14 protein-coding genes and 1 tRNA gene are annotated in these 16,667 nt (G+C 34.3%); 13 read left to right on the top strand and 2 right to left on the bottom strand.

Annotated elements, in window-relative coordinates:
* Positions 1-76: 76 nt before the first annotated feature.
* Together NYG92_RS00825 and NYG92_RS00820 are read right to left on the bottom strand one after the other, a co-directional pair.
* A tRNA-Ile gene (locus NYG92_RS00825) sits at positions 77-153 on the bottom strand.
* 51 nt (positions 154-204) lie between these two features.
* The gene (locus NYG92_RS00820) at positions 205-1,305 is read right to left on the bottom strand and encodes an FtsW/RodA/SpoVE family cell cycle protein (protein ID WP_289233232.1); all 1,101 of its coding nucleotides are present in this window, start codon (positions 1,303-1,305) and stop codon (positions 205-207) included.
* A gap of 75 nt (positions 1,306-1,380) precedes the next feature.
* Here NYG92_RS00820 and NYG92_RS00815 point away from each other — a divergent pair, with 75 nt between their 5' ends.
* The 13 genes from NYG92_RS00815 to mnmC are packed head-to-tail and all read left to right on the top strand — an operon-like array spanning position 1,381 to position 16,600.
* Positions 1,381-2,358 (top strand): RluA family pseudouridine synthase, encoded by a 978-nt coding sequence (locus NYG92_RS00815; protein ID WP_289233231.1) that lies wholly within the window; start codon positions 1,381-1,383, stop codon positions 2,356-2,358.
* Positions 2,306-3,526, top strand: coding sequence for a fibronectin type III domain-containing protein (locus tag NYG92_RS00810; RefSeq protein WP_270976291.1), 1,221 nt, complete (start codon positions 2,306-2,308; stop codon positions 3,524-3,526). Before NYG92_RS00815 ends, NYG92_RS00810 begins: the two co-directional genes overlap by 53 nt.
* The gene (gene trmB / locus NYG92_RS00805; protein ID WP_289233230.1) at positions 3,526-4,698 is read left to right on the top strand and encodes a tRNA (guanosine(46)-N7)-methyltransferase TrmB; all 1,173 of its coding nucleotides are present in this window, start codon (positions 3,526-3,528) and stop codon (positions 4,696-4,698) included. Before NYG92_RS00810 ends, trmB begins: the two co-directional genes overlap by 1 nt.
* A gap of 48 nt (positions 4,699-4,746) precedes the next feature.
* Complete coding sequence (locus tag NYG92_RS00800; RefSeq protein WP_004275773.1) at positions 4,747-5,412, top strand: cell division ATP-binding protein FtsE; 666 nt, start codon at positions 4,747-4,749, stop codon at positions 5,410-5,412.
* Positions 5,399-6,205, top strand: a complete 807-nt coding sequence (locus NYG92_RS00795) for an FtsX-like permease family protein (RefSeq protein ID WP_027303590.1) — start codon at positions 5,399-5,401, stop codon at positions 6,203-6,205. The genes NYG92_RS00800 and NYG92_RS00795 overlap by 14 nt, the downstream gene beginning before the upstream one ends.
* Positions 6,202-7,386, top strand: a complete 1,185-nt coding sequence (locus tag NYG92_RS00790; RefSeq protein ID WP_270976293.1) for a murein hydrolase activator EnvC family protein — start codon at positions 6,202-6,204, stop codon at positions 7,384-7,386. Before NYG92_RS00795 ends, NYG92_RS00790 begins: the two co-directional genes overlap by 4 nt.
* Positions 7,387-7,436: 50 nt before the next feature.
* Positions 7,437-8,153 carry a UMP kinase gene (gene pyrH, locus NYG92_RS00785; protein ID WP_270976294.1) on the top strand — a complete coding sequence of 239 codons (717 nt, stop codon included), beginning with the start codon at positions 7,437-7,439 and terminating at the stop codon, positions 8,151-8,153.
* Positions 8,154-8,169: 16 nt separating this feature from the next.
* A complete protein-coding gene (locus NYG92_RS00780) occupies positions 8,170-8,391 on the top strand; it encodes a DNA-directed RNA polymerase subunit omega (RefSeq protein ID WP_270959980.1) in 222 nt (73 codons plus the stop codon).
* Complete coding sequence (locus NYG92_RS00775) at positions 8,375-10,567, top strand: RelA/SpoT family protein (RefSeq protein ID WP_289233229.1); 2,193 nt, start codon at positions 8,375-8,377, stop codon at positions 10,565-10,567. Before NYG92_RS00780 ends, NYG92_RS00775 begins: the two co-directional genes overlap by 17 nt.
* Positions 10,568-10,582: 15 nt before the next feature.
* Positions 10,583-11,791 carry a tyrosine--tRNA ligase gene (gene tyrS, locus NYG92_RS00770; protein WP_270976296.1) on the top strand — a complete coding sequence of 403 codons (1,209 nt, stop codon included), beginning with the start codon at positions 10,583-10,585 and terminating at the stop codon, positions 11,789-11,791.
* Positions 11,788-12,879, top strand: a complete 1,092-nt coding sequence (locus tag NYG92_RS00765; RefSeq protein ID WP_270976297.1) for a nitronate monooxygenase — start codon at positions 11,788-11,790, stop codon at positions 12,877-12,879. Before tyrS ends, NYG92_RS00765 begins: the two co-directional genes overlap by 4 nt.
* Positions 12,876-14,762 (top strand): N-acetylmuramoyl-L-alanine amidase family protein, encoded by a 1,887-nt coding sequence (locus tag NYG92_RS00760; RefSeq protein ID WP_432264795.1) that lies wholly within the window; start codon positions 12,876-12,878, stop codon positions 14,760-14,762. The genes NYG92_RS00765 and NYG92_RS00760 overlap by 4 nt, the downstream gene beginning before the upstream one ends.
* Positions 14,759-16,600 (top strand): bifunctional tRNA (5-methylaminomethyl-2-thiouridine)(34)-methyltransferase MnmC2/FAD-dependent 5-carboxymethylaminomethyl-2-thiouridine(34) oxidoreductase MnmC1, encoded by a 1,842-nt coding sequence (gene mnmC, locus NYG92_RS00755; RefSeq protein ID WP_289233227.1) that lies wholly within the window; start codon positions 14,759-14,761, stop codon positions 16,598-16,600. The genes NYG92_RS00760 and mnmC overlap by 4 nt, the downstream gene beginning before the upstream one ends.
* Positions 16,601-16,667: the final 67 nt, after the last annotated feature.

Here is a 16,667-nt window from a genome sequence, read left to right as displayed (position 1 = left end):
ATAAAATTTTTAATTTTTAAAAATACTTATTTTGTAGATATTTGAAAGGGGTTAGTGAAAATATAGAATAAAATAATGGTGGATTTAGCAGGACTCGAACCTGCGACCAACCGGTTATGAGCCGGTTGCTCTAACCAACTGAGCTATAAATCCACTGGCTTAGTTTAAAGCTGAAATTATAGCTTAAAATTCTTAAAAAGAAATTTAACCTTTTATTTTATCCGTCCAAAAAAATCTAAAGGTAATTAAGTGCTGTAAAATGCCAAAAAAGACCATAAAGGTTGTAAAAGAGCTTCCTCCATAGCTAAAAAAGGGCATAGGCACACCAACTACTGGTGCAAAACCCACGGTCATAGAAATATTAACAGCCGCGTAAATAAAGATAAATAAGGCGACACAATTAATCACAACGCGTGTGAAATAATCTTCTTTAAATTTGTAATTTAAACTTAATAAATGAAAAATGAGTAGAGCATATAAAAGCACCAAAAATAAAGCTCCAAAAAAGCCAAAACGCTCTACAACATAAGCAAAGATAAAATCACTCGTTGAAATGGGTAGGAATTTAGAGTGCGTTTGCGTAGCTTCATCTTGCATCTTACCGCTAAGTCCTCCGCTACCTATGGCGATGATAGATTGTGCGACTTGATGGCTTGGTTTTTCGGATAAAAAATCGTGAATTCTTTGCTTTTGGTAGGGTTTTAAAAAATGTGTATAAATAAGCGGTGAGGCAAGGGCAAGGGCTAAAAAAATGCTAAGCCAAATTTTATAATTTACCCCTATGATAAAAAGCACACCAAAGCCTACTATTAAAAGAATGCTTGCTGTTCCAAGGTCCGGTTCTTGTGTGATGAGAAGAAAGGGCAAAAGAATAAAAAAGCTTAATTTTATAAAATCTTTAACTCCATAGCCTTCTTTTGGTGGGGGATTTTGATAGATGAGATAAGCTAACATTAAGATAAAAGCAGGTTTGAAAAGTTCAGAAGGCTGGATAGTAAAGGAGGTGAAAGGGATAGCAAGCCATCTTTTTGCTCCTAAATTTTCTACGCCAAATAAATCTACGCTCAAAAGCAAAGCGATATTAATCCAATAAAGCACAGGGATAAGCCAAATAAATCTTCTAAGCGGTAAAAGAAAGAAAAAAGAAAAGGTCAAAAAGCCCACACAAATGTAAATAAACTGCTTTTCGGCTAATCTAGCACTTGCTTCATAAATGAGAAAAAAAGAAAGCATAATGATAGGCAGGATAAGTATGGGCTGGATATAGTCAAAATGCGTAAGTATTCTTCTGTCAAGTTTAAACAAAATTTGCCTTTTGTGATAAAATACGCAATTATACGCTAGAATTTTAAATCTTACGCTAAGGAAAGATAAAATAAAATGCAAACTTTTTTAATTAATGAAGAGGCAAGATTAGATGTCAAACTTGCTAAAATTCTTAATCAAAGTCGTTCGCAAGTTAGCTTACTGATAGAAAATAATGCCGTTTTAATCAATGATAAAATTCAAAATAAAAATTCCTTTAAACTTAAACAAGGCGATCTTATCACGCTTAAAACCCTGCCGCAAAAAGAACTTAAAACGCAATATGAAGTAAATTTTGAGGTTGATGTTCTTTTTGAAGATGAAGATGTGCTTGTTTTAAATAAGCCTCAAAATTTGGTTGTTCACGGTGCAAGTAGCGTGAAGGAGGCGACTTTAATCGATTGGTTACTTGCGAAAAAATATACACTTTCAAATTTGGTAGGAGAGCTTCGTGCTGGGCTTGTGCATAGGCTAGATAAAGAAACAAGTGGGGCGATTATTATTGCGAAAAATAATTTTTCTCATCAAAGATTAAGTGAGCAATTGCAAGATAAAAGCTTGGGTCGAATTTACCTTGCGTTAATTGACTTGCCACTAAAAGAGGATAAAATAATCATCAATAAAGCCTTAACAAGAAGTACGCAAAATCGTATTAAAAAAATTGCGATTGAGAGAGAAAATTATAGTCCAAAAATTAAGGCAAAAGAGGCTAAAAGTGCTTTTATAAATTTGGCACTTGCTAAAGATGTCAATTTAATCGCAGCAAAGCTTTTTAGTGGGAGAACGCATCAAATAAGGGCGCATTTAGCAAGTATCAACCGCCATATTTTAGGCGATACGCTTTATGGTTATAAGGGAAATGAGGCTTGTAGAGTGATGTTACACGCGTATTTTGTGTATTTTAAACACCCAAGAACAAAGGAGCTAGTTTTTGTTAAAGCGCCTTTAATGGAAGATTTTAAAGAAATTTTAGAAAAAAAACTTTTAATAGGAGAAGATGATGAGACGATTTCACTTGAGCATTTGCTTGGCGAGTTTGACTCTTTTATTTAGTGCTTGTAGTGTGGCTGAACTTACCACGCCTAAGCAAACGCAGTTAAATGAGAGTTTGCCAAAGGTGCAAAGTCTTAAAAGTATAAGCGATCTTAGTAATGTCGCTTTTGAGTGGGAGCCTTTGTATGGTGAGAATATACAAGGCTTTTATCTTTACCGCTCAAGCGAAAAAGAGCCGCAAATGAAGCTTGTAGCGACTATTAAGGATAAATTTCAAACACATTATGTTGATACAAAGCTAGAAAGCGGAACAAAATATCAATATATGATGAAAACTTTTAATGAGCAAGGACATTTTTCAGAAGAAGGACAGGTAATAGAAATTGCAACCCAGCCTCGCCCAGAGCCTTTAGCCTTTGTGCAAGCGATTACAAATTTACCTGAACGCATTAAGCTTATTTGGCGTCCGCATACGGATTTAAGGGTTAATGCCTATATTATTGAAAAAAAGAAAGTGGAGGATAAAAAATTTGCAAAAATAGGCGAAGTGAAAAACCGCTTGAGTGCTGAATTTATCGATGAGGTTAAGGCAAATGAAAATTTTTTATATAGAGTAAGTGCTTTGACCTTTGATGGGGTTCAAAGTGAGCCTAGCGAAGTGTTAAATTCAACTAGCAAAGCTTTGCCGCCTGAAATAACGCATTTAAGTGCAAGTAATGATCTTAACGGAAAGATTATGCTAAGCTGGGATTCGCCTGTGTATGAGGATTTTTCTTATTTTAAAATTTATGCGACAAGCTCGAGCTTTTTACCTTTTACGCTTTTAGCAAAAACAGATAAAAACAGCTATGAAGATATAGTGCAAGGTGCTGGAGAAAGTAAGCAATATAAAATCACTATGGTCGATAAAGACGGCTTGGAAAGTCCTATGCCTAAAAAGGGTGTCGAGGGTAAGACTTTGGGTCTTCCTGCTAGTCCTAGCATTATTTTAGCACAAATCACAAGCGAAGGCATTGTGCTAGAGTGGGCGGATAATGATAATAGAGCCGTAGAATATGAAGTCAAGCGTTATGGTGGGGAGCAAAACGCTGTTTTTAAAGGAATTAAAGAAAAAAGACTAAGAGATATTAAGGCTTTAGCGGGAGTGGAGTATAGTTATGAAGTGATTGCTATTGATGAGCTTGGGCAACGCTCAGCACCCTCATCTAAGGTCAAAGCAGCACAATAATGCCAAATTTTAAAACCAAAAGCATAAAGAAACTTACTTTGCCTTTTGAAAAAGACGGAGTAAGTTTTCTTTTTAAGGCGGAAAATGCGAGCGTTACGCTGATTTTTACACAGCTTTTAGAGCAAAGCTTTTTTTTGCAAATTAAAAAAGAAAAAAACGCTTTCATTATCAAAGCAGATAAACACTCTAAGCCTTCTAAAATAGGCTATTTACAAAAAGCTTTAAAGGTCTTTAAGGAGAATTTTTGTGAGGGAATTTTAAATGAGGCTTTTGGCTTAAAAAATAATGCCTTAGTGGAGCAAACTCCCTTAATCGCTAGAGATTTGGAAGAGCTTTCAATAAGACTCGAAAAAGAAGAAAAAATTTATATAGAAATCGGTTTTGGCTCGGGTAGGCATTTACTCTTTAAGGCGAAGCAAAATCCTAAAATTTTAATGCTTGGAGTAGAAATTTACACTCCAGCTCTCACTCAAGTGGCAAAATTAGCTAAGGCACAAAATTTAAATAATGTCCTTTTAATTCAAAGTGATGCGAGACTTTTATTAAGTATTTTAAAGACTAAATCCATTGAAAAAATTTTCTTACATTTTCCCGTGCCTTGGGAAGATAAGCCGCACAGAAGGGTTATAAGTGAGGCGTTTTGCAAGGAGTGTGCGAGGGTTTTAAGGGGAGAATTTGAGCTTAGGACAGATAGTTATGCGTATTTTGATTTTGCCTTAAAGGAATTTTTGATTTTTTCTAAGCCGCAGTTTTTGCTGAAAAAAAATGAGAAATTGGAAATTTCAAGCAAATATGAAGATAGATGGAAAAAGCAGAAAAAAGACATTTATAATTTAATCGTTTGGGGACTTGATATGCCGGAAGAAAATCAAAACGAAGAAAAGCTTGATTTGACAAATTTGCATTTAAATGCAAGTCAAATGAGAACTTTTTGGGAGCAGTTTGAAAAGAAAAGTATAAGAGGGGAAGATTATTTTTTAAGCTTTAGAAATCTTTATGAGAGTGAAAAGGGTTTTATTTTAAAATGTGCTTTTGGAGCTTTTAATGCCCCATCACACGCTTATATTTTATTTGGCAAAAAGACAGAATTTCTTTTTAAAAATCCTTTAAAAACACAAGAAAATTTAAAGGCATTAGGAGAATTAAAGCACAAAATTGAACAATTTTCTTAAGTTTTAAGCAAAATTAAAGCAAAATTGCAAAAAAAGAAAAGGTGAAAAATGGCAAATCTTATAGAGGCAAAAAAGCTTTCTTTGGGTTATGATGAGTTGGTATTAAAAGAAGTGAGCTTTGCTTTTAAAAATGATGATTTCATTTTTATCACGGGCAAGAGCGGAAGTGGTAAAAGCACGCTTTTAAAGTCTTTTTATGGAGATTTAGAATTGCTTTCAGGACAGCTTGAAGTGTGTGGAGCAAGTATGAGAAAAATAGGGAATTTAGAACTTTTAAAGCTGCGTCAAAGGATAGGAATTATCTTTCAAGATTATAAGCTCATACAAGAATATAGCATAGAAAAAAATGTAATGCTTCCCTTAATGATTAAGGGCTATTCTAAAAAAATTTGCCAAGAGCAAGCAGCTAAGCTTTTAAAGCATGTGAATTTGACCTTCAAAGCTGATAAAAAGCCCGATCAGCTTTCAGGTGGTGAGCAGCAAAGAGTCGCTATGGCAAGAGCTTTAGCGCATAATCCAAAGCTCTTACTTTGTGATGAGCCAACGGGAAATTTGGACGAGTATTCTTCTGATATTATTTGGACGCTTTTAAAGTCCGCTCGTGAGCTTTTAGGCACTTGCGTTGTGGTTGTAACACATAGAATTCCTAGTAATTTAAGACTAAATTACAGAAGATTTAATATAGAAAATGGAAAAATGAATGAAATTTTTTAGAACACATTTATCTTTGATTTTGCCCTTGCTTTTTATGATGTTTGCTTTTGAGTTTATTTTGTTTTCTAACGCAACGCTAAAGCATTATGAAAAAATTGTCAATAAGGACTATAATATCATCGTTACAAGTAGTGTAAGTCTTGATGAAAATACACTTAAAACAAAGCTTAATAGCTTTGTTTCTTTTGAGCTTTTAGATCCTAAAAATTTGATCGAAAGGCTTAAAAATGACATTTCAGATAAGAATTTAAAACTTTTACGCGATTCTTTGCCGAAATTTTATAGCATTAAGCTTGATTATTTGCCAACTCAAAGTGAATTAAACGAGATGGAAAATCAGCTTTTAAGCATCAAGGGCATTAGTAAGGTCGAAACCTTCGCTAAAACGCATAATAAGGTCTATTCTCTTCTTGTTTTAATGAAATTTATTTTCTGGTTTTTTCTTTTCATCATTATTTTGCTAAGTTTCATACTTTTCTTAAAGCAAATGCGAATTTGGCTTTATGAGCATACACAAAGGGTCGAGATAATGTGTCTTTTTGGCGCACCTTTTTGGTTTCGTTCCTTTATGCTTTATAGGATTGTAATTGTGGATTGTTTGATTGCTTTTATTATTTTGCTTGTCTTTTTTACACAAATTTATCACTTTTCTTTGATACAAGAAAGCTTAAGGGCTGTGGATATTAGTTTGCCTGAGATTAATTTCGCCTTGCATTTAAGCTTGATTTTCTTAGGCACTTTGTCTGTTTGTTTGCTTTGTGTGAATTTTGTGATGTTTAAGGTTAAAAAATGAGGAAATTATTCCTTTTTTCTTTGTTTTCTCTTCTGCTTTTTGCAAATGGTATAGCTGAAAAAACGAAAAATTTAAAGGAAAACGAACGCATACAACAACAGCTTAGTAAAAAGCTTGAAGATTTAGCACAAGATATTTTAAGTGGAGAGAAAAATCTTAAAAATTTAAGTGAGCAAATTAACACCCTTTCTTCTCAAACAAGCAAATTGGAAGCCAATATTAAGGTTCAAAATAAAGAACTTAGCACTTTAAATAATCAAAATAAAGAACTTTTGAGAATTAAATCTTTAATGGAAAGCAAACTTATAAGTTTAATGGCTAAGGATTTTGCTTATGATTTGCCTATACCTGAGGGTTATATTGAAGGAGAGGAAAGCTTTATGGCTTTTGAGCTTTTAGGAAGCTTGGATAAGGTATTAAGTGAAGAAATTTCAAAACTTTCTAAAGACTATGAGGGAGTGAATTTATTAATAGAAAATAAGCAAAAGCAAATTGAGCAAATTAGACTTAATCTTAAAAATTATAACGAACAATTAAAAGAGCTTCAAAGCCTTAAAAATAGACAGATAAAAGAAATTAATCAGCAAAAAACAGACCGACAAATTTACGCAAAAAAACTTGATAATTTAAAGGCACAGCAAGAAGAATTAAGAGCGACTCTAGATGAGCTTAAAATCATTGATAAAAAAGAGCAAGTCAAAAAACAAAAAGAAGAAACTAGCAAGCTTACTAATAATAATCAAAAAATAAGGCAAATCGGCTCAAGCTATCAGGGAAGCTCCGTGAAGCGATATACGGGGAAAAAGACCATAGCGCCACTTGACTCTTTTACCATTAAGCAAAAATTTGGCAATTATGTTGATCCTATTTATAATATTAAAATTTTTAATGAAAATGTCGTTTTAAGAAGTAAAAAAGCCGATGCGACCGTTAAAAGTGTGTTAGATGGTAGGGTTGTTTTTGCAAAAAATACCACTATGCTTCAAAGAGTTGTTATTATCGAGCATAATGATGGAATTCATACCATTTATGCGCATTTGGATAAAATCGCTCCTAATATTAAAGTGGGAAAGAGGGTTAAAAAAGGTGCTGTTGTGGGTAGAATTAAAGATGATTTGACTTTTGAGGTAACGCAAAAGAATTTTCATATTAATCCTTTGGAATTGATTAGCTTAAATTAGCTAGTTTTAAAGCAAAATTCATTATAATTAGCCATTAATAAGGAGAAAAAATGCAAAGTAGGGAGAGAGTTTTAGTTAAATTTTCTGGTGAGGCTTTGGCTGGAGAAACGGGCTTTGGGATTGAGGACTCTATCCTTAAATTCATTGCTTGCGAGATTAAAGAATTAATTTTAAACGATATAGAAGTTGGCATAGTTATAGGCGGGGGAAACATTATGCGAGGGGCTTTGGCGGCTAAGGGAGGACTTATAAAACGAACAAGTGGCGATCATATGGGTATGCTTGCTACGGTGATTAATGCTATTGCTATTCAAGAAGCACTTGAGAGTTATGGGCTTAATGTAAGGGTGCAAAGTGCGATACAAATGGAAGCTTTTTGTGAAACTTATATTATGCGAAGGGCGCAAAGGCATTTAGAAAAGGGGCGTGTGGTTATTTTTGCTGCTGGCACGGGTAATCCTTATTTTACCACAGATACTACGGCGATTTTAAGAGCGGTAGAGATTGATGCGCAAATGGTCATTAAGGCGACTAAGGTCAATGGTGTTTATGATAAAGATCCTAAAAAATATGACGATGCGGTGTTTTTAAGCACACTAAGCTATGATGATGCGATGAAAGATAGTATTAAGGTTATGGATGATACAGCCATAGCTTTAGCTAAGGACAATGCTCTACCTATCGTAGTTTGTAATATGTTTGAGAGTGGAAATTTGCTTAAAATCATACGGGGCGATACGAGCCTTTGCTCGATTGTGAAAAATTAAATTTGAAGGAGAAAGTATGCAAAGAATAGAAGAAGTTACAGCAAAAGCTTTAGAAAAAATGGGCAACGACCGCTACCGCCTTGCCTTGGTTGTGGCACAAAGAGCCGAGCAGTTAGCAAATGGAGCAGTTCCCCTAGTCAGCTTTGATAAAAATAAAATCAAATTTGCCGACATAGCACTTTTTGAGATAGCGGAAGATAAAATTGCTTTAGAGGGTTTCATTGAAAGCACTCGATGAGGAATTATTTCTTGAAGAATTAATCGAAAATACAAAAAATTGCAAAGATTTAGAAGGTGCTAAAGCACTTTTATATAGTGTTTGTGAAAAAGATGCGATTTTAGAAAAAGCGGTTGAGTGTTGCATTAAATATCACGAAGGACAACTTAGAAAAAGTGGTGAGCCTTATGCTGTGCATCCTATTTTAGTGGCTAGTTTGGTCGCTTTTTTGAGTGAAAATAGGGCTACGATTTTAGCTGCCTTACTTCACGATGTGATAGAAGATACCGTTTGCACGGAGGAAGAGTTAAGGGAGCAATTTGGCACAGAGGTTTTAAGGCTTGTTTTAGGACTAACTAAAATCATAGAAATAAGAGAGGATAATCTTATTTCTTCTAAGTCTAAAAAATCCCTCACCAAATCCGCCCTTACTTTTCGCAATATGCTTTTAGCAAGTATCGAGGATATAGGCGTTTTAATCGTTAAGCTTTGCGATAGACTGCATAATATGCTCACCCTTGATGCTTTAAGGGAGGATAAGCAAAAACGCATCAGTGAGGAGACCCTAGTCGTTTATGCACCCATAGCACATAGGCTTGGAATTTCTAGCATTAAAAATTATTTGGAGGATTTGAGCTTTCGCTATTTAATGCCAGAAGAATATCAGCAAATTTTTAATTACATCAATTCTAACGACCAGCAAATGCAACTTGGGCTTAATGAATTTATCTCTAAAATCGAGCTTTTATTTTTAAACAATGGCTTTAGACAAGGCACTTTTGAAATTCAAAAACGCATTAAGCATAGCTATTCTATTTATCTTAAAATGCAAAGAAAAGGCGTTGGTATTGAAGAGGTTCTTGACTTACTTGGGGTAAGAATTTTAGTGGAAAAAGTGAGCGATTGCTATCTTGCACTTGGAATTTTACATACAAATTTCAATCCTCTGGTTTCGCGTTTTAAAGATTATATTGCTTTGCCTAAGCAAAATGGCTACCAGACCATACATACAACTATTTTTGATACAAAAAATATTATCGAAGCACAAATTCGCACCTTTGATATGCATAAAATCGCCGAATTTGGCGTAGCGGCACACTGGAAATATAAAGAAGATGGCAGTGTGGTCGCACCGAAGTTAGATTGGATTAGCGATATTTCTATGCAAAGTGCAAATAACTTAGAAAACGCCGAAGATTATAATGCCATCGAGCTTTATGAGTATGCTAAAGATAGCTTGTATGTTGAAGATGTGGCTGTTTATTCTCCTAAAGGAGAAATTTTTACCCTGCCGCGTGGTGCTACTGTGCTTGATTTTGCCTATGAAGTGCATACTAAGGTAGGGCTTCACGCTAAGACAGCTTATGTTAACCGTATTAAAGTTTCACTTTTAACGGAGCTTAAAAATGGCGATATTGTGCGTGTGGTTACAAGTAATGATAAATTTTATCGTTATTCTTGGATAGATAGTGTTAAAACGGGTAAGGCTAAAGCGAGCATTAGAGAATTTTGTAAGCAAAAAATGCGAGAAATTCATTATCTTAGTGCGATTAATATTCTTTGTTTTGTTTTTAATGAAAGAAAAGAAAAAATCCTTTCTTGGATAGAAAAAGAAAATTTAATGCGTCATATTCGTAAAGTTGCTAAGGATAGCGTTTATTTTAAAGATGTGGTTAATACTATTAAAAAATATGGTAAAAGGTCATATTGGTTTGATAAATATGAAATTAAAGAGCAAAAAATAGGGAATTTTTTATTTTATTCTAATCATAAAATTGCGAGTGTAGAATTTGACATTTGCTGCCATCCAAAAAGGGGCGATGAGGTTATGGCTTTTGTGGAGGCTGGTAATGTAGTCGTGCATCATAAGCTTTGCGATAGGGCGGATAAGATGTTGGAAAATAAAGATATGGTTTTCATCGCTTGGGATTCTCATATGCCAAAATCTTACAAAATGCTTCTTACTTTGGAAAATAAAAAGGGAATTTTGGCTGAATTTTTATCTTTACTTGCTAAAATGCAGATAAATTTATTAACAATTAATTTATCAAGCAATTTAAATTCTTCGGTAGATTATTTTGAAATGCTTATAGAAATTCCTGATAATATCAATCCGGATCGAGTCAAAGACAGGTTGAAGGATAATTGTAAGCTTTTAGATTTTACTTCGCTTGATGATGCGTATAAAGAGGGTTAAAGAAAGGTTTTTTTTATGGATATAAAAGAAATTTTGGCAGAAGTGAAAAGAGGCTGTGCGGAGATTATTGATGAAGCTAGAATTGAAGATTTGATTAAAAATTATTACGAAAAGGGTGAGAATTTTTATGTTAAGGCGGGGTTTGACCCAACAGCTCCTGATTTGCATTTGGGACATAGCGTGGTTTTAAGCAAAATGGCTTTTTTGCAAAAGCACGGTGCAAGGGTGCAGTTTTTAATTGGTGATTTTACGGGGCAAATAGGCGACCCAAGCGGTAAAAACGCTACGCGTAAAAAATTAAGTCAAGAGGAAGTGTTAAAAAATGCCAAAACTTATGAAAGTCAGGTTTTTAAAATTTTAGATAAAAACAAAACAGACATTGTTTTTAATTCTAAATGGCTCAATGAGCTTGGTGCGGCTGGGATTGTGGAGCTAACTTCGACTTTTAGCGTGGCTAGAATGCTTGAAAGAGAGGACTTTACGAAGCGTTTTAGGGAGCAAAGCCCAATTAGCATTTGTGAGTTTTTATATCCCTTGTTGCAAGGTTATGATAGTGTAGCTTTAAAAAGTGATATAGAAATGGGTGGAACGGATCAAAAATTTAATCTTTTAATGGGTAGAACCTTACAAAGAATTTATGATGCAAAAAAAGAACAAGCCATCATTATGATGCCTCTTTTGGAGGGACTTGACGGGGTTAATAAAATGAGTAAGAGCCTCAATAATTACATAGGTGTAACCGAAAATGCTAAGGATATTTATGCTAAAATTTTAAGCATTAGCGATGAGCTTATGTTTAGATATTATGAATTATTAAGCAAAAAAAGTTTAAAAGAAATTGAAACGATTAAAGAAAATATTCAAAATGGCTCTTTGCATCCTAAAATTGTCAAGGAAAATTTAGCTTTAGAGCTTGTGGAGAGATTTCACTCTAAAGAGCTTGCAAATGAAGCAAAGGCTGAATTTGATAGAGTGCATAGTGCAAATGCCCTGCCAAGTGAGATAGTCGAATTTGAGCTAAGTGGTGGTAGTGTGTGGCTGGCTAAGGCTTTGGTTGAATGTGGTTTGGAAAATTCCACTTCAGCAGCGAGAAGAGCCATAGTGGCAAATAGCGTAAGCGTTAATTCTCAAAAAATCAAGGACGAGCAAATGCAACTAGAATTGGGTGAGTATATTTTACAAATAGGAAAAAGAAAATTTGCTAGATTAAAGGTTAAAAAATGAGTTTTAAACCCCTTAAAATAGGAAAATATACGATTAAATATCCCATTTTTCAAGGAGGAATGGGGCTTGGCATTAGTTGGGATAGGCTTGCTTCGGCAGTGTCCTTAAATGGAGGACTTGGCATTATCTCTTCTGTGGGAACGGGCTATTATGAAGAAAGAACGCACATTAGCAAAGAATTAAATGCTAAACCTTATGGGAGTGAAAATTTTTATTCCAAAGAGGGCTTAAAGGCTTTAATTACAAATGCTAGAAAGGTTTGTGGGGACGCACCTTTGGGTTGTAATATACTTTGTGCGAGTAATGATTATGCTAGAATTGCCCGTGATGCTTGTGAAGTGGGCTTTAATGTCATAGTTTCTGGAGCTGGTTTGCCCACAAATTTGCCTGAATTTACGGCGGATTTTCCCGATGTGGCTTTAGTGCCGATTATCTCTTCGGCTAAGGCTTTAAAGATTATTTGTAAAAGATGGCAGGGGCGTTATAATCGTTTGCCCGATGCTGTGGTTTTAGAAGGTCCGAAAAGTGGCGGACATCAAGGCTTTACTTATGAGCAATGCCTAGATCCAAATTTTGCTTTAGAAAATTTAATTGCTCCTGTTGTTGAAGAGGCGAAAAATTGGGGTTCTTTTCCTATTATAGCAGCGGGGGGTGTGTGGGATAAAAATGATATTGAAAAAATGTTAAAATTGGGTGCTAGCGGAGTGCAAATGGGGACAAGGTTTATCGGCACTTTTGAATGTGATGCGAGTGATAATTTTAAAGAAGTTTTATTAGCCTCCAAGGAGGAAGACATCAAGCTTATAAAATCGCCCGTAGGATACCCTGCAAGAGGTGTGCAAACAAATTTGCTTGATTTAGTCGCTAAAAAAATGGGTCCAAAAATTAATTGTATTAGCAATTGTGTCAGCCCTTGTGGTAGAGGTAAGGAGGCGACTAAGGTGGGCTATTGTATCGCAGATAGGCTTTTTGATGCTTGGTCGGGAAAGAAGGATACGGGATTATTTTTTACAGGTGCAAATGGTTATAGACTAGATAAGCTCATTAGCGTTAAAGAGCTTATTGACAAACTTGTAAATGGCGAATAATGCGAAGCTTACTCGCACTTTTTTTATTATTTTGCTTTTGTTTTGGGGCTTTTGAAAAACAAATAGAAGAATTTGATAAAAATTTTATAGGCTCTACAAATGACTTGCAGGTAAAGTTGCATCAGCAGCTTAAAAGCCTTTATATACAAAGCGTGATTAATGACGATGAAAAAACAAAGGTTGAAGTTTTAAAACGCCTTATCATTAGCTCCAATACATTAAAGCTTGATGATACATCTTATGCTAAGGAGCTTGAAGAAAGTGGCATAAAAAAAGCAAATATTGAGTCTTTAAGAAGAGTCGTTATCAAAGATGTGAAACTTGAGAATAAAAAGCCTACGGAAAAACCTGCATTTGAAAATGTGAAGGAAAATTCCAAAAAAGAAGTCGTAAAAAAAGAAGAATTAAAGAAAAGTGATACGACAAAAAAAGAGGAAAAAATTTATATCTTAAATTCCAAAAAGTTAGCAAATGGAATGGAGCTTAATTTAAGTGCAAATTTGAGTGAATTTAAAGACTTTGTTTTAGATGAAAAGGGGAATTACCGTCATATTATCGATTTTGAAGCGATCTTGGAGGGGGGCAGGAAGGAATTTCAATTTAAAAATTATAATATCATCCTTTCTCAATATAATCCAAAAGTCGTTCGTATAGTCCTTAGAGCTAAGGAGAAAATAAGTTTAAATTTGAAAAAGGAAGAAAAAAAAGTAAGCATTTTGATGACTGAGTTAAAAGATGTTCCAAAGAAAAATCAAAGCATCAAAACGCAAAAGGTCGAAAAAAAGCCTGAGAAGCAAGAAAACAATTTAAAAATTCAAAAAAGTGAGAAAAAATCTCTTTATATCGTTGATGTGGATAAGAGTGAAAATGGGGTTGTTTTGAAATTTGATGAGGAGCTTGATGAGGAAGATTTTGAAATTTCCAACGCAAAAGATTCTAAATTTTATAGGCAAATCGTCAGCTTTAAGGGCGTTTTAGGAGGAGATAGAAAAAGCTATACTTATGGTAAAAACGCCATTACCGTAACCCAATATAATCCAAAAGTCGTTCGTGTGGTCTTAAGCTCTGCGAAAGAATTTGGGCTTTATAAGGATATCGATGATAAAAGCTTAGTTCTGGCTTTTAATGAGCCTAAAAATCAAAGCTTTAGTTCAGTCAAAATAAGTCCTAGTAAAAATACGCTTAATAAAAATTATAAAACGAATAAAATCATAGTCCTAGATGCAGGACACGGCGGTAAGGATAGTGGAGCTTTAAGTAAAAATAAGCGTTTAAAGGAAAAGGATATTGTTTTAAGCACAACGCTAAAGATAGGCAATGAGCTTAAAAAAAGGGGCTTTAAGGTTTATTATACAAGAACGACGGATAAATTTATCAATCTTAGAGATAGAACTAAAATCGCTAATGATAGAAAGGCTGATTTATTTTTATCCATACACGCTAATGCCGCCCCCAACGCTTCTAAAGCTAAAAGTTCTGAAGGCTTAGAAACCTTCTTTTTAAGTCCAGCAAGAAGTGAGCGTAGTAAAAAAGCCGCTGAAAAAGAGAATCAAGGCGACTTTGAAGAGATGAATTATTTTTCCAAGCAAAGCATTTTAAATGTCTTAAATAGAGAAAAAATTGTCGCTTCTAACAAACTTGCCATTGATATACAAAAGGGCGTTTTGGCTAAGACCAGAACGCGCTATAAGGTGGTTGATGGTGGGGTAAGAGAAGCGCCTTTTTGGGTCTTAGTTGGTGCTTCAATGCCAGCTATTTTACTTGAAATTGGCTACATCACACATCCTAGCGAGGGCGAGAGAATTGCAAATAAAAACTTTCAAGATTTATTAGCCAAGGGCATTGCTGATGGGGTGGAAAATTATTTTTATCATAATCGATGAAAAAAGCTAGAGTCATTTTTAAGGATAATACGCCTTATTCTTTAGATTTTGAAGATTTTTATTTTAATTCGCAAGAAGGCGTAGAAGAAAGTCGCTTTGTTTATACGGAGGCATTTGAGTGGGAAGAGTGCGAAAGCTTTATCATCGCTGAAACGGGCTTTGGCATAGGGCTTAATTTCTTTTTGACTTTACAAAATTTTTTAAAGACTAAAAAGCGACCTAAAAGGCTTTTTTATGTGAGCGTAGAGGGTTTTTATTTAGAGCCTAGCTTTTTGCGTGAGGCTTATAAAAGACTTGGAATTTACGAAGAAATTAAAGAGCTTTTGGAGCAATTTTTACTTTTTTATCCTAAATGTGCTAAGGGGATTTATCGTTTTTATTTTAAAGACTGCTTTTTAGACCTTGTTTTTGATGATATAAGTGTTTTGAAGCGTTTGGAATTTGAGGCAAATATTTGGTATTTAGACGGCTTTTCTCCTAGTAAAAATTCTCTTATGTTTGATGAAAATACCCTTTTTGAAATCGCAAGATTATCTAAGCTTAATGTGACAATTTTGAGTTTTTCATCATCTTCTTTTTTACAGAAAAACCTTAAACATTGTGGTTTTGATGTCGCAAAAGTGAAGGGTTTTAGAAAAAGAGAGATGGTAAGGGCTTTTTTAAAACATAAGAAGCAAATGACAAACAAGGAGGCTTATTTTCAAAAAGTTTCTGCCAAATTTGAAAATAAAAAAGTCGCCATTATAGGCGCTGGCATCAGTGGCGCACTTTTGGCTTATGAGCTTAGTCTTAGGGGTTTTGAGGTCGAAATTTTTGAAAAAAACGCCACACTTTATGAGGGTGCTAGCTCTAATGAAAGCGGGATTTTAAGCTCTTTGATTTTAAATCCTCAAAGTGCTTTAGGAAATTTTTCTTTAAATGCCTTTGTGGAGGCGAGTCGCTTTTATAGACAAATTTTAGACTTAAAATTAAAGGGAGTTTATGAATTTGCTTATACTTTGCAAATGCAGCAAAGATTTTTTACGCAAAAAGACAATGCCTATTTTCAAATCGCACAAAATAAGGCTTTTTTGGATTATGGAGGGCATATTTATCCCAAAGAAATTCTATCAAGCCTCTTTGAAAAAGCTGGAGTAAAGATTTATTTTAATCATCATTTTAGCCATTATGAGCGTGAAAATGAAACCTTTAATCTTATTTTTAAAAACGCTTCTAAAAGATGTAAATTTGGGATTTTAATCTATGCTTTAGGAGCAGATGCTAAGGATTTTTTGCATTATGAAGCTATGCTTTTGAGCCGAGTAAGAGGACAGCTAACGCACCTAAAGCCTTTTTTTAAGACGGAATTTCCCCTCTCGTCTAAGGCTTATATTTGTCCTCCAAAGTCTAATTTACAAGTTATTGGTGCAACTTATGACAGACTTAATGCAAATCCAAAAGGTCAAAGAAAAGATGATGAAGAAAATTTAGAAAAGATTAAAGAATTTTTAAGAGGAGATGAAGAGATTGAGATTATAGGCTCTAGGGTGGGATTTCGCTCTTATTCTAGTGATAGATTTTGCATAGCGGGTGCGGCTTATGATGAGGAATTTTATAAACAAAATTATAAAGCCTTATTATGGCATAAAAATAAGCCTCAAATTTCTCCGCAAAATATCCCCAATCTTTATCTTAGTCTTGCTCAAGGTTCAAGAGCTTTTAGCTCAAGTGTGCTTTGTGCTCGTTATCTTTGTGCCTTGATAAATGATGAGCCATTGGGCTTTTATGCTGACTTTATCCCTCATATTCACCCCGCTAGATTTCTAATAAGAAAACTTAAAAAAGGTTTGCTGGGATAACCTTAATTTCTAAATATTTTTTTAAGATTGTTAAAATTTTAATTTAAGTTTAAAAAGCTTTATTTTA

It is taken from the genome of Campylobacter felis (assembly GCF_030250085.1).
In the GTDB taxonomy this organism is placed as follows: domain Bacteria; phylum Campylobacterota; class Campylobacteria; order Campylobacterales; family Campylobacteraceae; genus Campylobacter_D; species Campylobacter_D upsaliensis.
Note: the sequence above shows the minus strand (reverse complement) of the source record. Positions and strands in the feature narration are given on the sequence as shown.